This window comes from Micromonospora sp. NPDC004540, from assembly GCF_040610095.1.
Lineage (GTDB): Bacteria > Actinomycetota > Actinomycetes > Mycobacteriales > Micromonosporaceae > Micromonospora.
This window is the reverse complement of sequence record NZ_JBEXLR010000032.1, coordinates 32,411-56,160: the sequence shown is the minus strand read 5'-3', so window position 1 is coordinate 56,160 and position 23,750 is coordinate 32,411. Positions and strand designations below refer to the sequence as shown.

General features: G+C 74.7%; 26 protein-coding genes and 1 pseudogene. 8 read left to right on the top strand and 19 right to left on the bottom strand.

Annotated features, from left to right (window positions below):
- Positions 1-969 (bottom strand): cupin domain-containing protein (locus ABZV78_RS13870; RefSeq protein WP_355638440.1); only part of this gene is annotated, 969 nt, incomplete at its 3' end.
- A gap of 12 nt (positions 970-981) precedes the next feature.
- Positions 982-1,203 (bottom strand): annotated as a pseudogene (locus tag ABZV78_RS13865) (hypothetical protein); the annotation flags it as partial.
- Positions 1,204-1,406: 203 nt separating this feature from the next.
- Here ABZV78_RS13865 and ABZV78_RS13860 point away from each other — a divergent pair.
- Together ABZV78_RS13860 and ABZV78_RS13855 are read left to right on the top strand one after the other, a co-directional pair.
- Entirely contained in the window at positions 1,407-2,150 is a 744-nt protein-coding gene (locus ABZV78_RS13860) for a PIG-L deacetylase family protein (protein ID WP_355638434.1), read from the top strand.
- 9 nt (positions 2,151-2,159) lie between these two features.
- Positions 2,160-2,996: a DUF72 domain-containing protein gene (locus ABZV78_RS13855; RefSeq protein ID WP_355638432.1), complete on the top strand. Its 837-nt coding sequence runs from the start codon at positions 2,160-2,162 to the stop codon at positions 2,994-2,996.
- On the opposite strand, the gene ABZV78_RS13850 is transcribed toward ABZV78_RS13855, so the two are convergent.
- The 9 genes from ABZV78_RS13850 to ABZV78_RS13810 form a co-directional block, all read right to left on the bottom strand.
- Positions 2,953-3,381, bottom strand: a complete 429-nt coding sequence (locus ABZV78_RS13850; RefSeq protein WP_091308935.1) for a DUF2267 domain-containing protein — start codon at positions 3,379-3,381, stop codon at positions 2,953-2,955. The genes ABZV78_RS13855 and ABZV78_RS13850 overlap by 44 nt on opposite strands.
- Before the next feature lie 296 nt (positions 3,382-3,677).
- Positions 3,678-4,550, bottom strand: coding sequence for a DUF72 domain-containing protein (locus ABZV78_RS13845; protein ID WP_355638430.1), 873 nt, complete (start codon positions 4,548-4,550; stop codon positions 3,678-3,680).
- Positions 4,551-4,595: 45 nt separating this feature from the next.
- Positions 4,596-4,994, bottom strand: coding sequence for a TraR/DksA C4-type zinc finger protein (locus ABZV78_RS13840; RefSeq protein ID WP_355638428.1), 399 nt, complete (start codon positions 4,992-4,994; stop codon positions 4,596-4,598).
- 246 nt (positions 4,995-5,240) lie between these two features.
- Entirely contained in the window at positions 5,241-5,870 is a 630-nt protein-coding gene (locus ABZV78_RS13835) for a uridine kinase (protein ID WP_355638426.1), read from the bottom strand.
- A gap of 106 nt (positions 5,871-5,976) precedes the next feature.
- A complete protein-coding gene (locus tag ABZV78_RS13830) occupies positions 5,977-6,585 on the bottom strand; it encodes a winged helix-turn-helix domain-containing protein (RefSeq protein WP_355638424.1) in 609 nt (202 codons plus the stop codon).
- A gap of 303 nt (positions 6,586-6,888) precedes the next feature.
- Positions 6,889-7,392, bottom strand: coding sequence for a winged helix-turn-helix domain-containing protein (locus tag ABZV78_RS13825; protein ID WP_355638438.1), 504 nt, complete (start codon positions 7,390-7,392; stop codon positions 6,889-6,891).
- 138 nt (positions 7,393-7,530) lie between these two features.
- Entirely contained in the window at positions 7,531-8,022 is a 492-nt protein-coding gene (locus ABZV78_RS13820; protein ID WP_355638423.1) for a rhodanese-like domain-containing protein, read from the bottom strand.
- Positions 8,023-8,072: 50 nt separating this feature from the next.
- Entirely contained in the window at positions 8,073-8,525 is a 453-nt protein-coding gene (locus ABZV78_RS13815) for a cysteine dioxygenase family protein (RefSeq protein WP_355638421.1), read from the bottom strand.
- Between the two features lie 118 nt (positions 8,526-8,643).
- On the bottom strand, positions 8,644-9,021 hold the full coding sequence (locus tag ABZV78_RS13810) for a signal peptidase I (RefSeq protein ID WP_355638419.1): 378 nt from the start codon (positions 9,019-9,021) through the stop codon (positions 8,644-8,646).
- 67 nt (positions 9,022-9,088) lie between these two features.
- Here ABZV78_RS13810 and ABZV78_RS13805 point away from each other — a divergent pair, with 67 nt between their 5' ends.
- The gene (locus tag ABZV78_RS13805; protein WP_355638417.1) at positions 9,089-9,481 is read left to right on the top strand and encodes an ankyrin repeat domain-containing protein; all 393 of its coding nucleotides are present in this window, start codon (positions 9,089-9,091) and stop codon (positions 9,479-9,481) included.
- A 62-nt stretch (positions 9,482-9,543) separates the two neighbouring features.
- On the top strand, positions 9,544-10,491 hold the full coding sequence (locus ABZV78_RS13800) for a DUF3500 domain-containing protein (protein WP_355638415.1): 948 nt from the start codon (positions 9,544-9,546) through the stop codon (positions 10,489-10,491).
- 73 nt (positions 10,492-10,564) lie between these two features.
- Here ABZV78_RS13800 and ABZV78_RS13795 read toward each other — a convergent pair whose 3' ends face one another.
- From ABZV78_RS13795 to ABZV78_RS13760, 8 genes are all read right to left on the bottom strand, one after another.
- Positions 10,565-11,251, bottom strand: coding sequence for a hypothetical protein (locus ABZV78_RS13795; RefSeq protein ID WP_355638413.1), 687 nt, complete (start codon positions 11,249-11,251; stop codon positions 10,565-10,567).
- A gap of 66 nt (positions 11,252-11,317) precedes the next feature.
- Positions 11,318-12,076: a class I SAM-dependent methyltransferase gene (locus ABZV78_RS13790; protein ID WP_355638411.1), complete on the bottom strand. Its 759-nt coding sequence runs from the start codon at positions 12,074-12,076 to the stop codon at positions 11,318-11,320.
- Between the two features lie 43 nt (positions 12,077-12,119).
- Complete coding sequence (locus ABZV78_RS13785; RefSeq protein ID WP_355638409.1) at positions 12,120-12,623, bottom strand: DUF2231 domain-containing protein; 504 nt, start codon at positions 12,621-12,623, stop codon at positions 12,120-12,122.
- A 76-nt stretch (positions 12,624-12,699) separates the two neighbouring features.
- The gene (locus ABZV78_RS13780) at positions 12,700-13,416 is read right to left on the bottom strand and encodes a GAF and ANTAR domain-containing protein (protein WP_355638407.1); all 717 of its coding nucleotides are present in this window, start codon (positions 13,414-13,416) and stop codon (positions 12,700-12,702) included.
- Positions 13,417-13,630: 214 nt separating this feature from the next.
- Entirely contained in the window at positions 13,631-15,925 is a 2,295-nt protein-coding gene (gene secA2, locus ABZV78_RS13775) for an accessory Sec system translocase SecA2 (protein WP_355638405.1), read from the bottom strand.
- A gap of 108 nt (positions 15,926-16,033) precedes the next feature.
- Positions 16,034-17,782, bottom strand: coding sequence for an ABC transporter ATP-binding protein (locus ABZV78_RS13770; protein ID WP_355638403.1), 1,749 nt, complete (start codon positions 17,780-17,782; stop codon positions 16,034-16,036).
- A 29-nt stretch (positions 17,783-17,811) separates the two neighbouring features.
- Positions 17,812-18,900 carry a zinc-binding dehydrogenase gene (locus ABZV78_RS13765; RefSeq protein ID WP_355638401.1) on the bottom strand — a complete coding sequence of 363 codons (1,089 nt, stop codon included), beginning with the start codon at positions 18,898-18,900 and terminating at the stop codon, positions 17,812-17,814.
- Entirely contained in the window at positions 18,893-19,933 is a 1,041-nt protein-coding gene (locus ABZV78_RS13760; protein WP_355638399.1) for a Gfo/Idh/MocA family oxidoreductase, read from the bottom strand. Before ABZV78_RS13760 ends, ABZV78_RS13765 begins: the two co-directional genes overlap by 8 nt.
- A gap of 248 nt (positions 19,934-20,181) precedes the next feature.
- On the opposite strand from ABZV78_RS13760, the gene ABZV78_RS13755 reads away from it, so the two are divergent.
- From ABZV78_RS13755 to ABZV78_RS13740, 4 genes are all read left to right on the top strand, one after another.
- On the top strand, positions 20,182-21,162 hold the full coding sequence (locus ABZV78_RS13755) for a glucosyl-3-phosphoglycerate synthase (protein WP_355638436.1): 981 nt from the start codon (positions 20,182-20,184) through the stop codon (positions 21,160-21,162).
- Positions 21,163-21,190: 28 nt separating this feature from the next.
- Entirely contained in the window at positions 21,191-22,345 is a 1,155-nt protein-coding gene (locus ABZV78_RS13750; RefSeq protein ID WP_355638397.1) for a glycosyltransferase, read from the top strand.
- Positions 22,346-22,453: 108 nt separating this feature from the next.
- Positions 22,454-22,918, top strand: a complete 465-nt coding sequence (locus ABZV78_RS13745) for a DUF4383 domain-containing protein (RefSeq protein WP_355638395.1) — start codon at positions 22,454-22,456, stop codon at positions 22,916-22,918.
- 91 nt (positions 22,919-23,009) lie between these two features.
- Positions 23,010-23,741 (top strand): ATP-binding protein, encoded by a 732-nt coding sequence (locus tag ABZV78_RS13740; RefSeq protein ID WP_355638394.1) that lies wholly within the window; start codon positions 23,010-23,012, stop codon positions 23,739-23,741.
- Positions 23,742-23,750 lie beyond the last annotated feature (9 nt).

Sequence of the window (23,750 nt, the reverse complement as noted above, 5' to 3'; positions counted from 1 at the left end):
GGCCGGCCAGGCGCGGGCGCGCAGCCGCGCGGCCACGGCGGCCGGGTCGGCCCGCAGCAGCCAGTCGCGCAGCGCCTCCACCGTCTCGGTCAGCTCCGGTTCGATGGCGTCCGGGTCGGCCACGTCGACGCCGAACGGCAGCCCGGCGCGCAGCCGCGCGTCCTCGGCGGCGAGCGCCAGCAGTTCCTCGACCAGGGCGTACCGGGTCAGCGCCCGGATGCCGACGGTCAGGTGCAGCGAGCTGGACTCCTGCGCCTGGGCGCTGTGCAGCCAGCCGCGCGGCAGGTAGAGGGCGTCGCCGGGTTCGAGCACCACGTCCAGCGCGGGCCGGCCCTCGGCGGTGGCGGCGACCTCGTCGGCCCGGCCGCCCCAGGGCTGCTTCTCCAGCGGGTCGGGCAGCACCGGCGGGTGGATCCGCCAGTGCTTGCGCCCGTCGACCTGGAGCACGAACACGTCGTGGGTGTCGTAGTGGGTGGCGAAGCCCTGGCTGCCGGCCGGGGTCAGATAGGCGTTGACCTGCAACGGCTGGGCCAGCGCGGCGCCCAGGTCGCGGGCGAAGTCGACCAGCGCCGGCCAGGTGCGGTGCAGGCCCTGGAGGACCAGGGTGGCGCCGTCGGCATACAGGGCCAGCACCTTCTCGTCGAGGACCTGGTCGTCGATCTCGGCGCCCGCGCCGCCGCCGCCGGTGTACCACGCCGCCGGCACCAGCTGGCCGTCCTTGGCGACCCGCAGGAACGGGGTACGCAGGCCGCGGCGGCTGAGCAGCTCGTCGGCGTCGGCGGGGCTGAGCAGGTCGGTGAAGCCGGCCGGGTTGGGCAGCTCGGCCGCCCGGGACAGCAGCGGGCTGCGCCCCCAGTGGTCGGCGGCGAACTTGGCCGGCTCCACCGCGACGCACCGGGCGAGGGCGTCGGTCGCGGAAGACGGAACCGCCGGGCGGCCGTGGCCGCCCGGCGGGTCGAAGTGCGTCATGGTCATCCGTCAGGCGCTGCCGTCGGCGCCGCCGTCGCGCTGACCGGGGGTCGCGCCACCGTCGGCCGGACCCTCCGCACCGGTGTCGGCACCCTGGTCCGCGCCGCGCTCCGCGCCACGGTCGGCGCCGCCGTCCGCGCCACCGTCCTGCTGCCCCCGGGTCGCGCCACCGTCGGCCGGGCCCTCGGCACCGCCGCCGCTGGTGGTCTGCATGTCGTCGTCGTTGAGTGCCATGGGTGCTCCCTCGGTGTGCCGCCCCGTCGCCCGGGGTCCGTGTGCAGCGGGTGGTACCCCACGTCCGATCTTTCCTAACCACACCGTAGACGCCGGGGCCGGGCCGCACGGACGGTTCGCCGGGCCCGCACGGGTCGCCGGGAAGCGGGCGGTCGCGTCCGGTGCCAGGATGGCGGAGTGGAGCACGCCGGAAGGGGGTGGCCGTGGGGCAGCCGGAGCCGTTGACGCCGCTGGCCGAGGACTGGCAGCGGGCGCTCGCCGTGGTGGCCCACCCGGACGACCTGGAGTTCGGCGCGGCCGCCGCGGTGGCCCGCTGGACCGGGCAGGGCAAGCAGGTCGTCTACTGCCTGCTCACCAGCGGGGAGGCGGGCATCGACGGGATGCCGCCGGAGCGCAGCCGGGTGCTGCGGGAGGAGGAGCAGCGGGCCTCGGCCGCCGTGGTCGGGGTGGACACGGTGGAGTTCCTCGGCCTTCCCGACGGGCTGCTGGAGTACGGGGTGGCGCTGCGCCGCGAGATCGCCGCGGTGGTGCGCCGGCACCGGCCGGACATCGTGCTCACCAACAACTTCCGCGACACCTGGGACGGGGCGTACGCGCTCAACCAGGCCGACCACATCGCCTGCGGCCGGGCCACCCTGGACGCCGTCCGCGACGCCGGCAACCGGTGGATCTTCCCGGAACAGCTCACCGACGGAGTGCGGCCGTGGAACGGGGTCCGCGAGGTGTGGGCGGCCGGCTCCCCGCAGGCGCGGCACGGGGTGGACGTGACCGCCAGCTTCGACCGCGGCGTGGCGTCGCTGCGGGCGCACGGGGCCTACCTGAGCGGGCTCGGCGACGGCGGATTCGACGCCCAGGAGTTCCTCGAGGGGCTGGCCCGGCCGGCCGGCACCCGGCTGGGCGTCCGCTACGCGGCCGCCTTCGAGGTGTTCCGGATCGACCTCGCCTAGGCGGCCGCGATGATCCTGGTCGGCACGTCCGGCTGGCAGTACCGGGACTGGCGGGAGCGCTTCTACCCGGGGAAGCTGCCGCAGCGGCTCTGGCTGGAGCACTTCGCCGCGCGGTTCGCCACGGTCGAGGTGAACAACGCCTTCTACCGGCTGCCCGAGCGGGACACCTTCGTGGCCTGGCGGGACCGCACGCCGGACGACTTCTGCGTGGCGGTGAAGATGAGCCGCTACCTCACCCACATCAAGCGGCTGCGGGAACCGGCCGAGCCGGTGGCCCGCTTCCTGGACCGGGCCACCGGGCTGGGCGACCGGCTGGGCCCGGTGCTGGTGCAGCTTCCGCCCACCATGCGGGCCGACCCGGCGGCGCTGGACGCGACGTTGCGGCTGTTCCCGGCCGAGGTGCGGGTGGCGGTCGAGCCCCGGCACCCGTCCTGGTGGACCGACGACACCCGGCGCGTCCTGGAGCGCCACCGGGCGGCGCTGGTCTGGGCGGACCGGCTCAGCCGCCCGGTCACCCCGCTGTGGCGCACCACCGACTTCGGCTACCTGCGGCTGCACGAGGGCCGGGCCCGGCCCTCGCCCCGCTACGGTCGCGCCGCGTTGGCCACCTGGGTGCGCCGGCTGGCCGCCGCCTTCCCGGCCGGCGAGCCGGCGTACGTCTACTTCAACAACGACCCGGGTGGCGCGGCGATCGTCGACGCGGTGGCGTTCGCCGAACTGGCCCGGCGGGCCGGGCTGCCGGTCACCCGCACGCCGCCGGCCCGCCCCGCCACGTTGGCGGAACGGGCCGGGGACGGCGCGGTCACGGGATCATCCGGCCCAGGTCCTTCGGCATCGCCGACTTGACGTCCTCCCATTCGCCCTGGGTCACGTGCTTGCGCAGGGTGTCCAGCACCACCTGCACCACCCGCTCCGTACCGCCCTCCACGTCGTACGGGAAGCCCTGGCGGACCTCGTAGAGGAAGTCTTCGCGGTTCAGCTTGATCGGCACGTTCTCCGGCTGCCACCCGTCGAAGTAGACGCCCCGCAGCAGCACCGGCAACTGTTGGGCGAACTCGACACTCTGCCCCACCGGCATCCGGTCCCGCAGCAGGTGCAGCACCGTACGGATCGCCGCGTAGGACTGGTTGCGGCACTCCTTCGGCCAGCCGTACGCCGACTCGATCTCCTTGAGCATCACGTTCGTCTTGTCCAGCGAGGACTCGAACGCGGAAATCATCTGCTCAGCCATCTGCCCACCCCCGTGCGTCGGTTTCCCAGCGTCGGTCGTCGGTGCGCCCCGGCGGCCCACTGGGCCCTCGCCAGAGCCGGGTCGGGCTGAACCGACCGGGCCGCTCGCCCCGCCGGGGCAGGTCGGACCTCCCGACCACGTGCAGCACCCCGCCGCGACGGCGATCCGCTACGACCCGCACCGTCATGACCCCACCTCCTCCTCGGCCGCGCGGTCGTGTCGGTCGACGGACCGCGCACACCGTCCATGCTGCTGAGGCATCGGGTGAGGCGGCCTCACCCCGTCCGGGTGAACTGTCAGTCGGCGTCGAGCAGGCCGGCCAGGGTGGTGGCGTTGCGCTGGGCGTAGTCGCGGTAGCAGTTGTTCATGAGGACGTGGGTCCGCTCGGCCTCGCCGGCCAGTTCGCGCAGTTTCGGGGCCCAGTCGCGCAGCTCCCGCTTGGAGTAGTCGTAGCCGAACTTCTCGTGGATGTCCTTGCTGGTCCACTTGTCGCTGTGCCCGTGGAAGCGGACCACCACGAGGTCCGCGGTGGCCGCCAGCACCGGGGGTACGGACGACTTGTGCCCCTGCGGCATGTCCACGCAGACGTACGGCAGCTCGTGCTGGCGCAGGAAGCCCAGCGTCTCCTCGGCGTTGTCGCCGTCGAACCAGGAGGCGTGCCGGAACTCGAAGACCGGGCGCAGCGGGTCGCACCGCCGGGCCACCTCGAGCAGGTACTGCTTGTTGTCCCGCTTGATGGTGAACCAGGGCGGGAACTGGAACAGGATGGCGCCCAGCTTGCCGGCCTCGACCAGCGGGTCGAGGGCGGACAGGAAGCGGGTCCAGACCTCCTCGTACGCCTGCGGCGGCAGGTCGTCCGGGTAGAGGTTCTTCTTCTCCGTCTCCGGGCGCAGGTCCTTGTAGAGCGACGACACCCGGGTCGGGTGCCCGGTCAGGAGGCTGAACGCCTTGACGTTGAAGGTGAAGCCGGGCGGGGTGCGTTCCACCCAGAGCCGCGCGGTCCGCTCCGCCGGCGGCGAGTAGTAGGTGGCGTCCACCTCGACCAGCGGGAACTGCCGGGCGTAGTAGGACAGCCGCTTCTCCGGGGTGTCGGCGGTGGCCGGATACCAGCCGGAGTCGAGTAGCGTCCGGTCGGTCCAGGAGGCGGTGCCCACCTTGATGTCACCCATCTGGCGAGTCCACCGCTACCGGGACCGACCGGCAACCCGGGCGGCTCAGGCCGCCCGCCGCTCCCGGGTCTGCTTGCAGGTCACGCAGGAGGTCGCGGACGGGAAGATCTCCAGCCGCTCCACCGGGATCGGCGCCGAGCAGCCCTCGCAGAAGCCGTACGTGCCCTCGTCGAGCCGGGTGAGCGCGTGCTCGAACTGGGCGCGCCGGTCCAGGATGGTGCGCAGCAGGGACTGGGCGGTGTCCCGCTCGGCGGTCTTGGTGCCGCTGTCGGCCTGGTCGTCGCCGGCGGTGTCGCCGACCTCGACCAGCCGGAGCACCTGGCTCTGCAGCACGGCCTGCTCGTACTCCGCGGTCAGCTCGTCGTACCGCGACCTGAGGGACTGCCGGATCTGGTCGACCTCCGCCTGGGAGCGGCCCGTGGCTGTCGTGTCGTGGACGAGCATCGCTGCCTGCCTTTCCTGGGGCCTCATACCGGTCCGGGGCGGCGAGCGCCCCGGATCGTGGTCCGATGGATGCGCGGGCGAGATCACCCGTGCTCTGTGAGCCGGGCGATTACCCGGAGGCTCCGCGGATCAAACCGGGGATTTCCGCGTTCTTCGTGGCCGTTCGTGCGCGGTTGCGCCGCCCGGACCGTCCCCGTCCCGGCCGCTCCGGCGCCGGTCGTCCGAAATCGGGGCCGTCGGCGCAGGTCAGCCGGCCTCGACCAGGGCCGGGTGCCGCGGGTCGTCGGCGCGGACCACCACGTCGGCGAAGGAGGCGGGATCGACCTCGTCGGCGTACCGGGCGAAGGCCGGCAGGGTCCAGCGCAGTTCCGGGTCGGTCCGCCGGTCCAGGGCCGCCGGGGAGAGCACCAGGTGGACGGCGACGTCGAACGGCAGGCCACCGCCGAGCAGCAGCGCCCCGCTGACCAGGACCACCCCGCCGGGCGGCAGGTCGACGTACGGGGCGCGGCTGGCCCGGTCGGCGGCGGCGTCCCAGAGCGACGGGAGCAGCCGGCCCGAGCCGTCCGGGCCGGCCGGGTCGAGCACCTCCCGGCGCAGGCCGACCTCGTCGACCCAGCCCTCGTAGTACGCGTCCGGGTTGGTCCGGCCGTGCTCCAGGCGGATCGAGGCGGGCCGGAGGAAGTCGGCGGCCCGGACGTGCAGCACCGGGCGGCCGGCGGCGCGCAGCGGGTCGACCAGCGCGGCGGCGAGGGCGTCCGGCTCGGCGGCCGGCGGGCCGTCCACGGCCACCCGCAGCCGGCCGGGCACGGCGGCGCCGGCGAGCCGGTCGGTCAGTTCGGCGACGAGCAGCTCGGGCGTGATGGGGCGGACGCGCATCCGACCATCCTGCCCGGCGGGCGGGACGGGTCACCAGGCGATCGGCCGGGCGGTCGGGGCTCCGTCCGGAGGGCGATCGGCACGTGGTGGCCGGACCCGGGCGGCGTCAGCCGGTGCGGTCGATGGTGACCCGGGCGTCGTCGGCGAGCCGGTAGCCGACGCCGTAGACGGTGGTGACCAACGGCACGTCCACCCCGACCTTGCCGCGCAGCCGGCGCACGTGCACGTCGACGGTGCGGACGCCGGCGTGCTCGTACCCCCAGACGGCATTGAGAAGTTGCAATCGGGTGAACACCCGGCGGGGGTGGGCGACGAGGTGCAGCAGCAGGTCGAACTCCAGCCGGGTCAGCGGCAGCGGCTCGCCGTCGCGGAGCACGGACCGGGACGCGGCCAGGATGTGCAGGGTCGGGATGGTCGGCGCGAGCGGGCGGCCCGGGGAGCGGCCGGCCGGCACCGGGTCGGGGCGGCGTTCGGCCGGGGCGGTGCCGGTGCTGATCACGGCGTCGCCGCGTTCGAGCAGCTCACGGGCGGCATCCAGGAGCCGGCGGGCGGCCGGGGTGAGCGACTCCTCACAGGCCAGCGGGATGTTCAGGGTGACCGTGAGCATGGGTGCCGTGGTGTTGGCGGGGCGACGCTGGCCGCCGGGGGGACGACCCGGGACCGCGGGTTGGGACGTATGCCATCCGGCGCGCGACGAGGCGGGGCTGACCGACATGGTCCTCCTTGGCTGGTCCGGGTATCTCCCCACGGCCCGGGAACGCCGCTTCATCGATGCTTCCCGGCGCCTGTGCGAGGGTCAAGGGGCGGCTGCGTTGCATGAATGTGACAATTGACGAACACATCGGAGCCGAATGCTCGCTCTGCGTACGAGGCCCGTTGATTACAGCAGAGCGACGAGATGACCCGGTACGGGGGGTCCCCGCCCGGTTCACATTGGCCGGTGCCGGGCCGGGCGGCGCGGCAACGTGAACGCGGCGCACCCGGGATTCGGGTACGCCGCGCACCGGCCGACGGGGTCTCAGCGCTCGCGGTCCACCACGATCAGGGCCTCGTCGGCGAGCCGGTAGCCGATGCCGTACACGGTGGTCACCAGCGGTGTGTCGACGCCGAGCTTGGCCCGCAGGCGGCGCACGTGGACGTCGACGGTGCGGGCCACCGCGTGCTCGTAGCCCCAGACGTTGGCGAGCAGTTGCAGCCGGGTGAACACCCGACGGGGATGCTCGGCGAGGAAGAGCAGCAGGTCGTACTCGATCCGCGTGAGGATCACCTCGACGCCGTCGTGCCGGACCCGGCGGGTGCCGGTGAGGATGCGTACCGTGCCGGGCTCCTCGGCCCCGACGGGCGGCGCGGGCGGCTCCGGCGGCGCGGCGGCGCGGCGCAGGTCGAGCACCGCGCGGGCGGCCTGGTGCTCCTCGGGCCGGAGCAGGCCCTCGCCGGAGGCGGCGAGTTCGTCGAGCAGGTCGACCAACCGGGCCAGGCCGGGCGTCAGCGCGCCGGCGCCCAGGTCGAGGGTGATGGTCAGGGTCGGGGCGGCACGCGGCCGGGGCGGGACCGCGCGGTCGGGGCGGCCCGGCCGGGCCGGACGGGAGGAGATGGCGACGACGGACATGGGGCCTCCTGTGCGGGCGGTCGCCCCGCCCCACCGGGTGCGGCGGGGCGGTCAGCGGGGTGCCCGGCCGGCGGTGACCGGGGGCGCGGTGGACGAGGGTCGGAGCGGCGGGGTGGGGCCGAGCGTGGGCAGGCCGGCGATGCGCCAGGCGGCGAAGCCGCCCGCCACGTCGGTGGCCCGGTGCAGGCCGAGGTCCTGGAGCGCGGCGGCGGCCAGCGAGGACGTGTAGCCCTCCTGGCAGAGGACGATCACCGGCACGTCGTAGTCGACGGCCTGCGGCAGCCGGGCCGCGCAGCGCGGGTCGAAGCGCCACTCCAGGACGTTGCGCTCGACGGCGAGGGCGCCCGGGACGGTGCCGTGCGCGGCGCGCTGGCCGGCCGGCCGGATGTCCACCAGCAGCGCCCCGCCCCGGACCGCCAGGTGGGCCTGCTCGGGGTCGAGCCGGCGCAGCCGGGCGCGGGCGGCGGCGAGGATCTCGTCGATGCTCCGGGAGCCGGGGGGCGGGACCGGACAGCTCTCGGTGCGGATGGGTGTCTGCGCCATCGTGGCGTCCTTCCGTGCGGCGGAGGTCGGGGGCGGGAGTGCGGGCCGGTTCACCAGGCCACCCCGGCCTCGGCCACCTCGGCGACCAGGAGCCGCCCGGCGGCGAGGCGGTAGCGGGTCATCCGGCGCAGCGCGGGCCGGTAGACGTGCACGCTGACCGCCGGCTGGTCGGTCCGGTTGGTGACCACGTGGACGTGGCGGGGGCCGAAGCGCCGGCCGGCGCCGGCGGCGAGCCGGTGCGGACGCAGCCGCCCGCCGCTGACGGTCTCCTCGGTGAGGGTGCCGGCGACGACCAGGAAGGCGCCCGACGAGCCGCCGTGGTCGTGCAGGTCGGTGCCCTGCCCGGGCAGCCAGCTCAGCGCCCACACCTCGTGCTCGGCGTCGGCGGCGAGCCGCGCGTACCACCGCTCGGCGCGGTCGAAGCGCAGCGGCACCGGCCAGCCGGCCGGGTCGGCCCAGCGGGCGGCGACGGCGAGCAGGTCGGACGGGTCGGAGCTGATCATCGGCGGGGCGTCCTCACGGTACGGGAGCGGCTCGTGCCCCTCACTATAGGCTTTAAACCCTATAGGTTTAGTAGGTAATACCGGATGCTGGGACGGTTTCGGTGCGCGCCTCGGGAGGTCAGCGGAGGACGGGCAGGTCCACCCGGTAGCCGGGGACCGACGGCCAGCGGACGGTGAGCACCACCGACTCGCGCTCGGCGTACCAGGAGTGGTCCACGCCCCGGCCCCAGACCACGTAGTCGCCGGGCGTGCGCAGCACCACGGTGCGGTCCGCCAGCTCGATCCGGAACGCCCCGCTGATCAGCACCAGCAGGGCGGTACGCCGCTCGCCGGTGGCCCACCGCGAGCGGGTCTCCCCCGCCGGGTGCACGCCCCACTTCACCTCGACCTCGGTGCTGTGCCGGACGTCGCCGGGCGGCTTGAAGTGGCCCAGCAGCCAGCCCGCGTCGGTCGCCCCGTCCACCGCCGCGTTGCCGACGTACACCCGATCGTCCATCCGCGCCTCCCGTGCCGGCTCGGCAAGCTACCAGGCGGACCGGCGGACCTTTTACTAGCCTGGGCGGATGCCCGACGAACTCGACGCCGAGGCGCTCGCCTTCGCCCACCGCATGTTCGACCTGGCGCGCGCCGGGACCACCGACGAGCTGGCGGCGAACGTGGACGCGGGGCTGCCGGTCAACCTCACCAACGGCAAGGGCGACACGCTGCTCATCCTGGCCGCCTACCACGCCCACCCGGAGACCGTGGCCGCGCTGCTCGCCCGGGGCGCCGACCCCGCCCGGACCAACGACCGGGGGCAGACCGCGCTCGCCGCGGCCGTGTTCCGCAGGAACGCCGAGGCGGTCCGGGCGCTGCTCGGCGCCGGCGCCGACCCCGGGCACGGCAATCCGTTGGCGGTCGAGACCGCCCGCTTCTTCGACCTGCCCGAGATGCTCGCCCTCCTCGGCCGGAGCTGACCGGTCGGGGCGAGGTGCCGGCGCGCCCGACGCGACCGGCGGCGGGACGGTATACAGGGGCGGTGGAGGATCCCGTACCCGAGCAGATGCGCACGGCGGCCGGCGCGCTGCTGGCCGCGCTCGACGAGCCGGCCCGGCAGCAGGCTCGGCACGACTTCGACGACGAGCCGGCGCGCCGGTGGCTGGAGTACCGGCCCCGGCCCCGCCCCGGCGTCAGCCTCGCCGACCTGGACGGCACCGCCCGCAAGGCCGCCCACCGGCTGCTCGCCACCGCGCTCAGCCCCGCCGCGTACGCCCAGGCCATGGCGGTGGTGGCGCTGGAGGAGGTGCTGGACCGGGTTGAGGGCTGGCGGCGCGGCCGGCACAGCGGCGACTACTGGGTGGCGGTCTTCGGCGACCCGGCGCGCGACGACCGGTGGGCGTGGCGGTTCGAGGGGCACCACCTCTCGGTGAGCATGACCGTGGTCGACGACCAGGTCTCCCCCGCCCCGATCTTCCTCGGCGCCCACCCGGCCACGGTCCGGCACGCCGGCCGGCCGGTCTCCCGGCCGCTCGGACCGGAGGAGGACCTGGCCCGCGAGCTGCTCGACGCGCTCGGCCCGGCGGGCCGGGCCGCCGCGATCGTCGCCGACGAGGCCCCGGCCGACATCATCAGCGCAACCCGGCCCACCGCGCCGGGGCGGCTCGACCCGCTCGGCGTACCCCGGGGGCGGCTCACCCCGACCGGCCGGGCGCTGCTCGACCGGCTCGTCGCGCTCTACCTGGACCGGCTCCCGCCGGAGCTGGCGGACCGGGAGGCGGGCCGACTCACCGACGGCGAGCTGCATTTCGCCTGGGCCGGCCCGGCCGGGCCGGGGCAGCGGCACTACTACCGCATCCAGGGCGACGACCTGCTGATCGAGTACGACAACACCACCGAGGACGGCAACCACGCGCACACTGTGCTGCGCCGCCCGGCCAGCGACTTCGGCGCCGACGTGCTGGCCGCCCACCACGCCGCCGCACACTGACGGCCCCACGTCCGCGTGGTTGATCAAGAAGTCTGCGTCGCAGTTGATCTTCAATCAGACGCAAACTCCGTGATCAACCCTGGGCCTGTCGACGGGCTCGTGAGCGCCCCCGGGCCAGGGCAGCGTCGGCCCATGCCTTGATGATCGGGTGGGGATCGGCCCGCTCGGCGAGTTCGGGTTGAAAGAGGGTGCCCAGGAAAAAGGGATGCGCGGGCAGCTCCGCGACCCGGATGAAGCCGTCCTCGTCGACGCCGGTGAACCGCATCCCGTGCGCGGTCAGCGCCTGCATGGTCGCCGGGTTCAGGCCGTACGAGCAGTGGTAGTGCTCCACGGTTCGGCGCGCGCCCAGGGCTCGCTCGAAGAGCGATCCGCTGGTGGCGAGGACGACGCACTCGTCGCCGCCCACGCTGCAGGACAACGGAATCAGGACGTCCTCTTCCGCGAGGCCGGCCACCTGCATCGCGAACTCGATGACCGCCAACTGGAGGCCGCCGCAGGTTCCCAGGAGAGGAATCCCGCCTCGGCGGGCGGCACCTGCGGCAGCGATGACGCCCGACTCCGTCTCATAGGGGCTGCCGACGAGCCAGACCCCGTCGTAGTCGTCGAGGCTGCCGTCGACCTGCGCCGTGTGGATCCAGGTGGCGTCGATCGTCATGCCGCTGCTCGCCGTCAGACCCCTGATCGCCCGGACGACCGGCGCGTGCGCGGCATCGTCAAGATGGTGGTCGCCAACCAGGGCCAGTCGAGTAACGACGTTCATGCGATGCATCTCCGTCCTGCTCCGTGTCACGGGAGGAAGCTGCTGGTGGGGGTGCGGAACGCCGGGTCAGGGGCGGCGGGCCTCGATGAGGAAGCGCCGGGCGTGCGCCACGAACGGGCCCTCGGCGCGGATGCGCTCGTGCAGGCGGCGCAGCTCGGCACGGTACCGGTCGACGGTGAAGCCGGGCACGGTCCAGACCACCTTGCGCAGGAACCAGACCACCGCGCCGATGTCGTGGAAGACGGTCCGCAGGGTGGCCGTGCGCAGGTCCACCACGGTCAGCCCGGCGGCCTCGGCGGCGGCGACCGCCTGCTCCGGTAGGCGACTGGCCGGCGGTGGCAGCGGCCCGAGGACGGCCTCGCTCAGCTCGCGGACCGTGCCGGCGCCGATCTGCTGGGACAGATAGCTGCCGCCGGGGCGCAGCACCCGGGCGATCTCGTCCCACCAGGTGTCCACCGGGTGCCGGCTGACCACCAGGTCGAACGACGCGTCGCGGAACGGCAGGGGCGGCCGGCCGGCCACCTGGACCACGGCGGCCCCGATCCGGCCCAGCGTCCGCCGGGCGACCGGCACGTTCGGCGGCCACGCCTCGGTGGCGACCAGCAGCGGCGGTGGGACGGGGACCTCGGCCAGCACCTCGCCGCCGCCGGTGTCGATGTCCAGCGCGGCCCGGACGGTGGCCATCCGGGCGCCGACCAGGCGGGAGTATCCCCAGGGCGGGCGTTCCTCGGTGGCCCGCCCGGCGAGCCAGGAGAAGTCCCAGCCCTCGACCGGCGCCGCCGCGCCCTCGGCGATCAGCTCGTCGGCGTCCTGTCCCGTGTCCACCGGCAGAGCCTGGCGACCGGGGGTGGCCGCCGGCAAGGCGTTTTCAGGCCTTGGGGCGGATGATCTCCACGGTGGCCCCGGGGATGTCCCGCAGCGCCTCGAAGCCGGTCGGCTCGGCGGCCCGGCCCCGGTCGTACTGGCGCATCAGGCGGGCGCCCAGCCACACCCCCACCGAGCCCACCGCCAACGCGAGCAGTTCGGTGGCCACCTCGCCGCCGGTCGCGCCGCGCTGCGGCGCCCGCGCCCGGATCAGGCAGGTGAGCAGGAACAGCGCCGACATCGCGGCGTTGACCAGGTTGAACGTGATGGCGGTCCGGCGGGTCCGGCTGGCCCGGACGTCCCAGAGGTCGACCATCCCGGCGACCGTCGCCAGGGCGGCGGCGACCAGGGCGGCGACCGCCGTCCAGTAGCCCACCTCGCCCAGGAAGTCCGGACCGCCGGCGACGTCGGCCAGGTCGAAGACCGTGGCACTGACGAAGAGTCCGAACGGGAACGTCACCAGCATCGGTTGGATGGGGTGTCCCTGCACCCGCAGCCGGCTCTCCATCGGTTCCTCCCCAGGTCGGAGCAGCTCACCAGTCCAGGGTGCTACCCGAGGCCGAACGGGACGAAACGAATGTCGCTCAGTTGTCCCGGGGCCGGGAGACGGTGAGCACGAGCCGCTCGGCCACCTCGCGCAGCGGTATGTCCAACGAGGACGCGGCGCTGCGGAGCACGTCCAGCGCCTCCGGGGCGGGGCAGCCGCGCTGCGTCATGATGACGCCGACGGCCTGCCCGACGACACCCTCCGCCAGCAGCGCGGTGTCGAGGTGGCCGGCCCGGGCAGCCTGCCGCTCCCGGTCCCGGGTGGCGGCCAGCAGCAGCCCGGCGTGCTCGGCGAGGAGCATGGCGGTGAGCTGGTGCCGGGGGGTGAGCGCCGCGGCCGACTCGGCGTAGAGGTTGATCGCGCCGATCACCTGCTCGTCCACGTCCACCGGCGCGGAGATCACCCCGTGCACGCCGAGGCCGCGGGCCCGCTCGGCCCAGGCCGGCCAGGGCGACTCCTCGGCCAGGTCGGCTGCGGTGATCATCTCGCGGCGCTGGATGGCGGTCATGGCCGGCGTGTCCGGGCCGTGCCGCAGGTCGTCCAGCTCCGCCCGCTCCGGGTCGGAGGCGGCCACCCCGGCAGGCTCGCCGGCGCGCAGCGCCGTGAAGCCGCAGCAGTCCACCCCGGGTACGGCGTCCCGGGCGATCCGGACCAGCCGGGCCAGTGCCTCGTCGAAGGTGTCGACCGCGATCAGGCCGGCGGTCAGTTCCCGCAGCAGCGCGGCGGTCTCCAGCACCCCGAGCGTGTCGATCATGGGCTCCCGCGTGTCGAGGTTCACCGGGCCACGGCCTCCGCCACCTCCGCGTCCGTCCACGCGGTGTACCCGTCCGGCGCCGTTGCCTGTCCCATGGTCGCTCTTCTCCCTGACTCGAAGCCTCGGCCTACTACCCTCCCAAACCGGGATCGAAACCGCGCAAAGGGGTCCCTTCCGGCGCGGGTACGCGCCGGAAGGGACCCCTCGCGGACGGTCAGCGGGAGCCGGAGATGAGCCGCCGCCCCACCGCGGCGATCAGCCGGTCCAGCTCGGAGCCGAACGGGTTGTCGTGCACCAGGTAGGTCCAGGTGGCGGTCGGCCGCACCAGCTTGGAGGCGTCCGGCTCCCACCCGTCGGAGAACTCGGTCTCCTCGAAGGTCGCGATGGTCCGCGTCTCGATCTCGGGGACCAGCGCGTTGAACGCCGGCACCGCGCTGCGGTGGAACTCGTCCAGCGGGTCGAGCCGGCCCAGCGCCCGCAGGTGCACGCCCTCGCGCACCTCGGAGAGCTCGGCCAGGTGCTCGGCCCAGAGCCGGTCCAGGTGGTAGAGGGCGATCGAGCGGGCCACCTCGGCGAGCAGGTCCTCGTCCATCTCGCCGGCCTTCTCCGGCATCCGCTCCAGCAGCATGAGCGCCGCGACGTCGCTGGTCAGCAGCCGCTCCCGGCGCTCGGCGAGCGCCTTGCGCTGCTGCTCGATCACCACGCTGTAGCGCCAGGTGTTGCGGTGGATCTCGTGGTTGACGCCCTCGGCGACCCGCTGGGCGTGCTCCACCGCGTAGTCGACCTGCGGATCGGTGACCAGGCCGTCGGCGTTCATCCGGGGCGACGCCGGAACGGTGTCGCCGGCGTGCCGGACGACCAGGTCGTCCTCCAGGCTGACCAGGAAGACCGAACCACCCGGGTCGCCCTGCCGGCCGGCCCGGCCACGGAGCTGGTCGTCGACGCGGCGGCTGTCGTGCCGGCCGCTGCCGATCACGTAGAGGCCGCCCAGCTCGGCGACCCGCTCCCGGTCGGCCTGGTCGCTGCCGCCGAGCCGGATGTCCACGCCCCGGCCGGCCATCTGGGTGGAGACGGTCACCGCGCCGTACGCGCCGGCCTCGGCGATGATCCCCGCCTCCTCGTCGTCGTTCTTGGCGTTGAGCACCACGCAGGGCACCCCGGCGGCGTGCAGGCCGGCGGCGAGGCCCTCGGACTCCTTGACGTCGAGGGTGCCGACCAGCACCGGACGGCCGGCCTCGTGGCAGCGCCTGATCTCGTCGATCAGCGCCTCCTCCTTCTCGGCCCGGGTGGCGTAGATCCGGTCCGGCTCGTCCTCCCGGATGCATGGGGTGTTCGGCGGAATCACCGCCACCTCGAGGCCGAAGAACTCGCGGAGCTGGTCGCCGACGAGGACCGCCGTCGCGGTCATCCCGCAGACCTTCGGGTAGAGCGCGATGTACGCCTGCACGGTGACGGTGCCGAGCACCTCGCCCTCGGCGGTGGCGTCCAGGCCCTCCTTGGCCTCGACCGCCGCCTGGAGCCCGTCCGGCCAGCGGCGGCGCTGGGCCACCCGGCCGCGCATCTCGTCGATCAGCTCGACCGAGGACTCCCGGACGATGTAGTCGACGTCGCGGTGCAGCAGGGCGTGCGCGTGCAGCGCCACGTTGACCGCGGAGAGCTGCGCGACGTGCTCCTCGTCGTAGAGGTCGATGCCGCCGAGCTTGGCCTCGACGGTGGCCAGGCCGGCCGAGGTGAAGGCGACGCTGCGGCCGTCCTCGGCGATCGTGTAGTGCCGGCCCTTGCGCAGGCCGCGGACCAGCGCGGCCGCGGCGTGCACCGGGTCCTGCTCGCCGGGGACCGCTCCGGCGAGCACCATCGGCACCCGGGCCTCGTCGATGAGGATGGAGTCGGCCTCGTCGACGATCGCGGTCTTCAGCGGCGGCTGGACGCGGTCGTCGATATCGGTGACGAGCTGGTCGCGGAGGAAGTCGAAGCCGGCCTCGCTGACCGCCACGTAGGTGACGTCGCAGGCGTAGGCGGCGCGCCGCTCCTCGGGGGTGGACGCCTCGTTGACCCAGCCGACGGTGAGCCCGAGCAGGGTGTAGACCGGGCCCATCCACTCGGCGTCGCGGCGGGCCAGGTAGTCGTTGACGGTGAGCACGTGCACCGGGCCGTTGCCCATCCGGACATGCCCGTAGGCGGCGATGGTCGCGGTGAGCGTCTTGCCCTCACCGGTGGCCATCTCGGCGACCTTGCCGGAGAGCAGCGCCATGGCGCCGAGCAGCTGGACGTCGTAGGGCCGCTGGTCGAGGCCGCGGCGGGCCGCCTCGCGGCCGATCGCGCAGATCTCCTCGTAGCCGGTGGCCTGCCCGGCCGCCTCCGTCAGCTCCGCGTCGGAGAGCTTCTCCAGCTCCGCCTCGCGGGCCTCGATCGCCGGCAGCAGCTTCTCCAGCGGGGCCAGGTCGACGGTCGTCCCCGGGCGCTCGAGGAACCGCCGGAACCTGCTCTTCAGACGTTGCGACACACCCATGAGCGGCAACGGTACGCGAACCGGAGCCGATTGTGACCCCCGCCCGGCGGGCGTGCCGGGCGGTGTCCGAAATTCGGCCTGTTTCCGCAGGTCAGGGCGTTTTCCGGATCACCCGACGAGGAGCTGGTGGGTGGCCAGCTCGCGGTAGAGCGGGCTGGTCGAGGTCAGCTCGTCGTGGGTGCCGACGGCGACCACCCGGCCGGCGTCCAGCACCACGATCTGGTCGGCGTCCACCACGGTGGAGAGGCGGTGCGCCACGATCAGCAGGGTGCGGCGCACCGCGACGGCGTCGATGGCCCGGCGCAGCGCGGCCTCGTTGCGGGCGTCGAGGTTGCTGGTCGGCTCGTCGAGCAGCAGCACGGGCGGCCCGGCCAGCAACGCCCGGGCGATGGCCAGCCGCTGCCGTTCCCCACCGGAGAGCAGAACGCCGCCCTCGCCGACCTGCACGTCCAGCCCGTCGGCCGTCCGCTCGGCCAGGTGCCCGAGGTTGACCTCGTCGAGCACGGCGCGCAGCCGGTCGTCGGTGGCGTCCGGCGCGGTGATCAGCAGGTTGTCCCGGAGGGTGCCGGCGAGCACCGGGGCCTCCTGCTCGACGTAGCCGAGCCGGGCCCGCAGCGCGTCCCGGGGCAGGTCGCGCACGTCCACCCCGTCCAGCCGCAGCGCGCCCCCGGTCACCTCGTAGAAGCGCTCGACCAGGGCGAGCAGGGTGGACTTGCCGGCGCCCGACGGGCCGACCAGGGCGGTGCGGGTGCCGGCCGGCACGGTGAAGCTCACCTCGCGCAGCACCGGCGGGCCGCCCGGGTAGCCGAAGCCCACCCGGTCGAACTCGATCACCGCCGGCCCGCCCGCGCCGGGCCGGGAGGGCACCCGCGCGGGCCGCTCGTCCGCCCCCTCCCCCGGCACGGCGAGGATCTCCTCGATCCGGGCCAGCGCGCCGAGCCCGGTCTGCAACTGGGTGTACGCGTGCACCGCCTGCCCCAGCGGCAGCACCAGGAAGAACAGGAACATCACGAAGGCCACCAGGTCGCCGACGCTGATCGCCCCGGCCGCCACCCGCGCCCCGCCCACGGCCAGCACCAGCAGGAAGGCGCCCTGCGTGGTGACCGTGCCGGCCGGACCCACCACCGCCTGGGCCCGGGCCACCCGCAGCCCGGCCGCGAAGGCCTCGGTCGCGCTCGCCACCACGGTGTCCGTCTCCCGGCGCTCGGCCCGGCTGGCCCGGATGGTCCGGGCCGCGGAGATGGCCCGCTCGACGGCGGAGGTCATCTCGCCGACCCGTTCCTGGGCCCGGCGGGCCAGGCCACGGACCCGCCGGGCGACGGTGAGGGCGAAGCCGACCCCGAGCGCGACGGCGGCCAGGGTCACCCCGAACAGCAGCGGGTCCAGCAGCAGCATGGCGACGCCGGCGCCGAGCACCATGACCGCCCCGGTGACGGTCTCGAAGAGGCCCGAGGTGACCACCGCCCGCAACAGCGTGGTGTCCGCGCCGACCCGGGAGAGCAGGTCGCCGGTGCGGCGCCGGTCGTACTCGGCGATCGGCAGCCGCAGCAGGTGACCGGCGAGCCGCCGCCGGGTGCCCAGCACGAGGCCCTCGGCGGTGCGCTGGAGCAGGTAGTCGCGGAGCCCGCCGAGCAGCGCGCCGGCCACCACGAGGGCCACCAGGGCGGCGACCAGGGTGACCGCCGGGCGGCCGGCGGTGATCCGGTCGAGCACGGCCCGAGTGAGCAGGGGCTGGGCCAGCGCCGCCGCCGCGCCGGTGAACGACAGCACGCCCACCGCGACGAGGGTGCCGCGGTGGGCGCGCAGATACGGCAGCAGGGCGGCGAGCCCGGGCGGGCGGCCGGCTTCGGTGGTCATGGCAGCACCGTAACCGGGCCCGCCCAGGCTCAGCCGGTGAGCACCACCTGCAGCTCGGACCGGCGTCGCTCGGCCAGGTCGGTGAGCAGCGCCGGCGCCTCCTCCAGCGGCACCACCGCCGAGACGAGGTGCTTGCGGATCAGGTCGCCGTACTGGCGCAGCAGCTCGATGGTCTCCGCGGAGAGCCGCTCCCGGTCCCAGGTCGGGGTCAGCCCGCGCGGCACCCGCCCGATCTGGGCGCAGCGCAGCGACAGCCCGTTGTGGTGGAACTCCTCGCCCAGCCGGACCGCGTCCGCGCCGGCCTGGTAGAACGCCAGGTCGATCACGGTGCCCTGGGGGCGCACCAGGCGCAGCGCGAGGTGGAGCGCCCAGTCCTGGCCCCGGCACTGGAAGACCACGTCCGCGCCCCGGTCGCCCGCGGCGTGGTTCCAGCGGGTCTTGAGCACCACGGCCGGGTCGTCCGCGTCCGGGTCGAGGGTCTCCAGGCCGAGCGCCTCGGCCACCTCGCGACGGGCCGGCGTGGGGTCGAGCACGACCACGGAGGCGGCACCGTGCCGCCGGGCGAACAGCGCGGTGAGCAGCGCGACCACCCCGCTGCCGACCACCGCCACCCGCCGGCCGCGCACCCCGTCGCCGAGCGAGCGGACGTCGGTGCCGCACAGGTCGGCGGCGGCGTGCAGCAGGCCGTTGGCGCAGATCGGGCCCATGTGCGCGACGTAGACGCCGAGCAGCGGGTCGAGGTCGTCGGGCAGCGGCACGAACCGCTCGGCGACCGGGTCGGCGACGTAGCCGCTGCGGTGGCCGTAGGTCATCGCGCCGACGGTGCCCACGGCGACGGCCGGGGTGCGGCTCTCCACCACCCGGCCGACCTGCATGTAGCCGAGCCGGGTGACCGGGTACGGCGTGCTGGCCTCTCCCGGCTGGAACAGCCCCAGGTCGGCGTTCCAGGTGACGTTGAGGTAGGGGTTGGTGCCCTTGACGTAGCTCAGCTCGGTGCCGGCGGAGACTCCGCTGTAGAGGGTCTCCACCCGGAAGGTGCCCGCGCGCAGCTCGGCCGCGTCCTGCTCGACCAGCTCGACCCGGCCCGGTCCGTTGACCACCACCACCCGGTCACGCATCGACGGTCACCCCCGTCGGCCCGGCCGGCGTGGCGTCGGCGACCGCGGCGGTGAGCCGTGCGGCCGGCCCGGTGGGCAGCGCCACCGCCCGCCCGGTACGCGCCGACTCGGCCACCGCGAGGGCGAGCCGCTGGGTGCGCAGCGCCTCGGCGTACGGGACCCGGACGTCGTCGCCGATCCCCCGGACCGCGTCGACGAAGGCCCGGTCGACGGCGACCCGGGCGCCGTCCGGGTCGGCGGGCAGGTGCCGCTCGCCCTCGCCGTCGCAGATGGTCAGGCCGTCCTCCGCCAGCGACAGCGCCATCCCGTCGGCGAGGATCTCCAGGCCGGCCCGGTGCTTCCAGCCGAGCACGCAGGCGGCGGCGAGGGTGCCGACCGCCCCGGTGTCGAACCGCAGGGTGGCCGCGGTTACCGAGTCGATGTCCGCGCCCTCCACCGGTGGCGGGCTGCCGTCGCCGTACGCGGTCACCTCGGTCGCCTCGCCGACCAGCAGCCGGACCAGGTCCAGCACGTGCGCGGCCTGCTCGACGACCGGCCCGCCGGAGCGGTCCCGCCGGGCCCACCAGGCGACCGGCGGGACCTTGTCCAGCCAGGCCCCGTTGACCATCCGCACCGGACGGCCGGCGAGCAACTGCCGGGCCTCCTCCACCACGTGCAGGTAGCGCCAGTGGTGGCCGACCCCGGTGAGCAGGCCGCGTCGCTCGACCAGCGCCGCGACCCGCTCCGCGGTCTCCAGGTCCACCGCCACCGGCTTCTCCACGAACATCGGCACGCCGGCGGCGATCACCGCCTCCTCCACGGGGCCGTGCGCGAACGGCGGCACGCAGACGTACACGGCGTCCGGACCGGCGGCGAGCAGGTCGTCCACGTCGCGGAAGGCCCGGGCGCCGTGCGCGCCGGCCAGGGCCTCCGCCGCGTCCGGGGCGACATCGGTCACCCCGAGCAGTTCCACGTCCTCGAAGCCCGTCAACACCCGGGCATGGCGTTGCGCCACCCCGCCGGCTCCGACCAGTCCCACCCGGCACGTGCGCATGCTCTCGACCCTCTCACCGCGACGACATACTGCGGAAGCACTCCCCTGGCGGCCCCTCGGTCAAACGCGGACGGACGCGCAATCAAACGTTCACCGGACGGGAACCGGGCGGTACGCGGGCCGTGATCAAGCTGTTAGGCATGATCCGGTTAGCACGGGCGGCGAACTGGGAAAACCAGAAGCCCGTGGTTCCGCCACAACCTGGGGGTGTGCCTGTGCGGGAAACAGATTCGATCGTCTCACCTGTGGTGGAGGCGTGGGCCACATACCGCACCACGACCGCCGGCGACTGGCCGGTGCAGCGGCTGGTGCGGGCCAAGGGGGCGAGCCGGGTCAGCGTGGTGCTGCCGGCGCGCAACGAGGAGGCGACCGTCGGCGCGATCGTGTCGACGATCCGGCGGCACCTGATGGACCGGGTGCCGCTCGTGGACGAGCTGATCGTGGTGGACTCCCGGTCCACGGACCGGACCGCGCAGGTGGCCCGGGCGGCCGGCGCCGAGGTGGTCAGCCAGGACGCGATGACGCGTGGGCTGCCGCGGCTCACCGGCAAGGGGGACGCGCTCTGGGCCGGGCTGGCCGCGGCGGAGGGCGACGTGGTCGCGTTCGTCGACGCCGACCTGCGGGAGTTCCGGCCGCACTTCGTCACCGGGCTGGTCGGGCCGCTGCTCACCGACCCGTCGGTCGACTTCGTGAAGGGCTTCTACCACCGGCCGCTTGTCGGTGTCGCCGGGGTGGAGGCCGACGGCGGGGGCCGGGTGACCGAGCTGATGGCCCGCCCGCTGCTCAACCTGTTCTGGCCGGAGCTGGCCGGCTTCGTGCAGCCGCTCGCCGGCGAGTACGCGGGCCGCCGCGAGGTGCTGGAGCGGGTGCCGTTCGTCTCCGGCTACGGTGTGGAGACGGCCATGCTCATCGACCTGCTGGAGCTGGTCGGGCTGGACGCGCTGGCCCAGGTGGACCTGGGTGAGCGCAAGCACCGCCACCAGGACACCGCGGCGCTGGGCCGGATGTCGGCGCAGATCATGCTGACCGCCTGGTCCCGGTTGCAGCGGCGCGGCTGGGCGGCGCCGGGCCTGGAACCCACCGCCCTGCTCACCCAGTTCCGGCGGGGCGGCTCGGAGGCGCTGCCCAACCTGGACCGCGAGATCGTGGTCAGCGACGTCTCGATCGAGGAACGGCCGCCGCTGGCGGAACTGCGCCACCGGGTACCCCGGCGGCGGGTCGCGGCATGAGCGCCGCCGAGGAAAGGGACCGCGCACGATGACTCTCACCGTCCTGATGAACGCGGGTCCCTGGTTGTCCGTGCCGCCGCCCGGCTACGGCGGCATCGAGAACGTGGTCGCCACCCTGGTGCCGGAGCTGCGCAAGCTCGGCGTGCGGGTGGTGCTCGCCTCCGTGGAGAGCAGCACGCTGCCGGTCGACGAGAAGATCTCGGTCTTCGCCGACGGGCAGTTCCACGCCCTGCAACGGCCGTACAACCAGGTCTGCGGGGTGTCCCAGGCGCACCTGAACGGGGTGGTCCGCGCGCTGCACGCCCGCGACGACATCGACCTGGTGCACGACCACGTGGAGGCGGTCGGGCTGGCCACCCTGACCGCGATGGGCCCGGACGCCCCGCCGGCGCTGCACACCCTGCACTGGGACCTGGCCAAGCACCCGGAGCTGTACGGCAACCTCGACGGCGGCGAACGGGTGCGGGTCAACGGCGTCTCCGCCTCGCAGCTCGCCCGGGCGCCGCGGGCCCTGCAGGAGCACTCGGTCGGCCACGTGCACCTGTCCACCCCGCTGGCCGTCGGCGCGGACCGCCGGCCGGCGGCGCGCAAGGGCGAGCACGTGGTCATCCTGGGCCGGATCAACCCGGGCAAGGGGCAGGACCTGGGCGCCCGGCTGGCCCGGCAGGTCGGCTTCCCGCTGGTGCTGGCCGGCCCGGTCGGCCCGTACCACCGGCCCGAGGACCTGGCCGCGGCGGGCGACGAGGCCCGGCAGAACCCGGACGTGCGGTTCTTCTACGACCACGTGGCCCCGCACGTCGACGGCGACCTGGTCCGCTGGGTCGGCACGGTCGCCGGGCAGGAGCGCGACGACCTGGTGGCCGGGGCGCGGGCCTCGCTGTTCCCGCTGCGCTGGGAGGAGCCGGGCGGCACCGCGGTGGTCGAGTCGCTCGCGCTCGGCACGCCGGTGGTCGCCACCGCCCGGGGCTGCCTGCCGGAGCTGATCGAACACGGCCGGACCGGGCTGCTCACCACCGACGAGGAGGAGCTGGGCGACCTGGTGCTGGCCGCCGGGCTGCTCGAGGAGGACGAGTGCCGGCGCGAGGCGGCCGCCCGGTTCACGCCCGAGCTGATGGCCCAGCGGTACGTGGAGCTGTACCAGCGGGTCCGCCAGCCCGCCGCCCGGCCGTTGCAGCCCGCCTGAGCCGTACCGTCCCGGCCCGGACCGTCCGCGCGCGGTCCGGGCCGGACGCGTGTTTGCCCCCTGCGGCGCGGGGAAAGCCGCGCGGTTCCTGTCAGCTAGGAGGCCGGCATGACGAACTCGATGGCGCACTCCCGCGGGCGACGCAACCCGGCCGACGGCCGGGCCCCGGTACGCCGGGCCGCGGCGACCGTCGGCGTGATCTTCCTGGTGATCGGTGCGCTGGGCTTCATCCCCGGCATCACCTCCAACTACAGCGATCTGAAGTTCGCCGGGCACGACTCCGACGCGAAGCTGCTCGGGCTGTTCCAGACCTCGGTGCTGCACAACATCGTGCACCTGCTGTTCGGCGTCGCCGGGCTGCTGCTGGCCCGGACGGTCTCCGGAGCCCGGACGTTCCTGATCGGCGGCGGCGCGATCTACCTGGTGCTCTGGCTCTACGGCGTGGTGGTCGACCACAACAGCGGCGCGAACTTCATCCCGCTCAACGGCGCGGACAACTGGCTGCACCTCCTGCTCGGCGTCGGCATGATCGCCCTCGGGCTGCTCACCACCCGGGGCCGGAACCGCCGCTGACCGGACCGCTTCGCCGGGCGGATGTCCGGTTTCGCCGCCCCGGCCACGGGTATTTCCCAGGTTCCCCGACGAGACGGAAACGAGGGCCTGGATGTCGACCCGGATCAGGTGCGAGGTCCGCGACGAGTCGCCGGTCACCGTCGTACGGCTGGCCGGCGCGCTCGACCTGGGCACGATGCGCTCGGTGCACACGGTGCTGGACCGGTGCCTGGCCGCGCAGCCGGACGCCCTCGTGGTCGACCTGGAACAGCTCGACGTCATGGACCCGCTCGCCCTCTCCGTCTTCGCCGCCGCGGCCCGCCGGGCCGCGGACTGGCCGGCCGTGCCGGTCGTGCTGTCCGCGCCGCCGCCGGAGACGGCGGCCTGGCTCGCCGAGTCCACCGCCTGCCGGGTGGTGCCGGTCCGTCGCGACTGCGCCGAGGCGACGGCGCTGGCCGGCGCGGCTGCGGCCCCGCGGCTGCGGGCCCGGCTGGAGCCGGTGGCCGGGGCCTGCCGGCGGGCCCGCGAGCTGGTCACCGACGCGTGCGCGCGGTGGAACATCCCGGAACTGGCCGGCCCGGCCTCGCTGGTCCTCAGCGAACTGGTCGGCAACGTCGTCCGGCACGCCGGCACCCCGATGCAGGTGACGCTGACCCTGCGCCGGCCGTACCTGCGGGTGGCCGTGATGGACGGCAGCCCGGCCGATCCGCGGGCGGCGACCGACCGCGACCTGCGGGCCGAGGGCGGGCGTGGGCTCATGCTGGTGCGCGAGCTGACCCAGCGCTGGGGCAGCGCCCCGGCGGGCGCGGGCAAGGTGGTCTGGGCCATGCTACCGGCGAACTGACCGAATTCT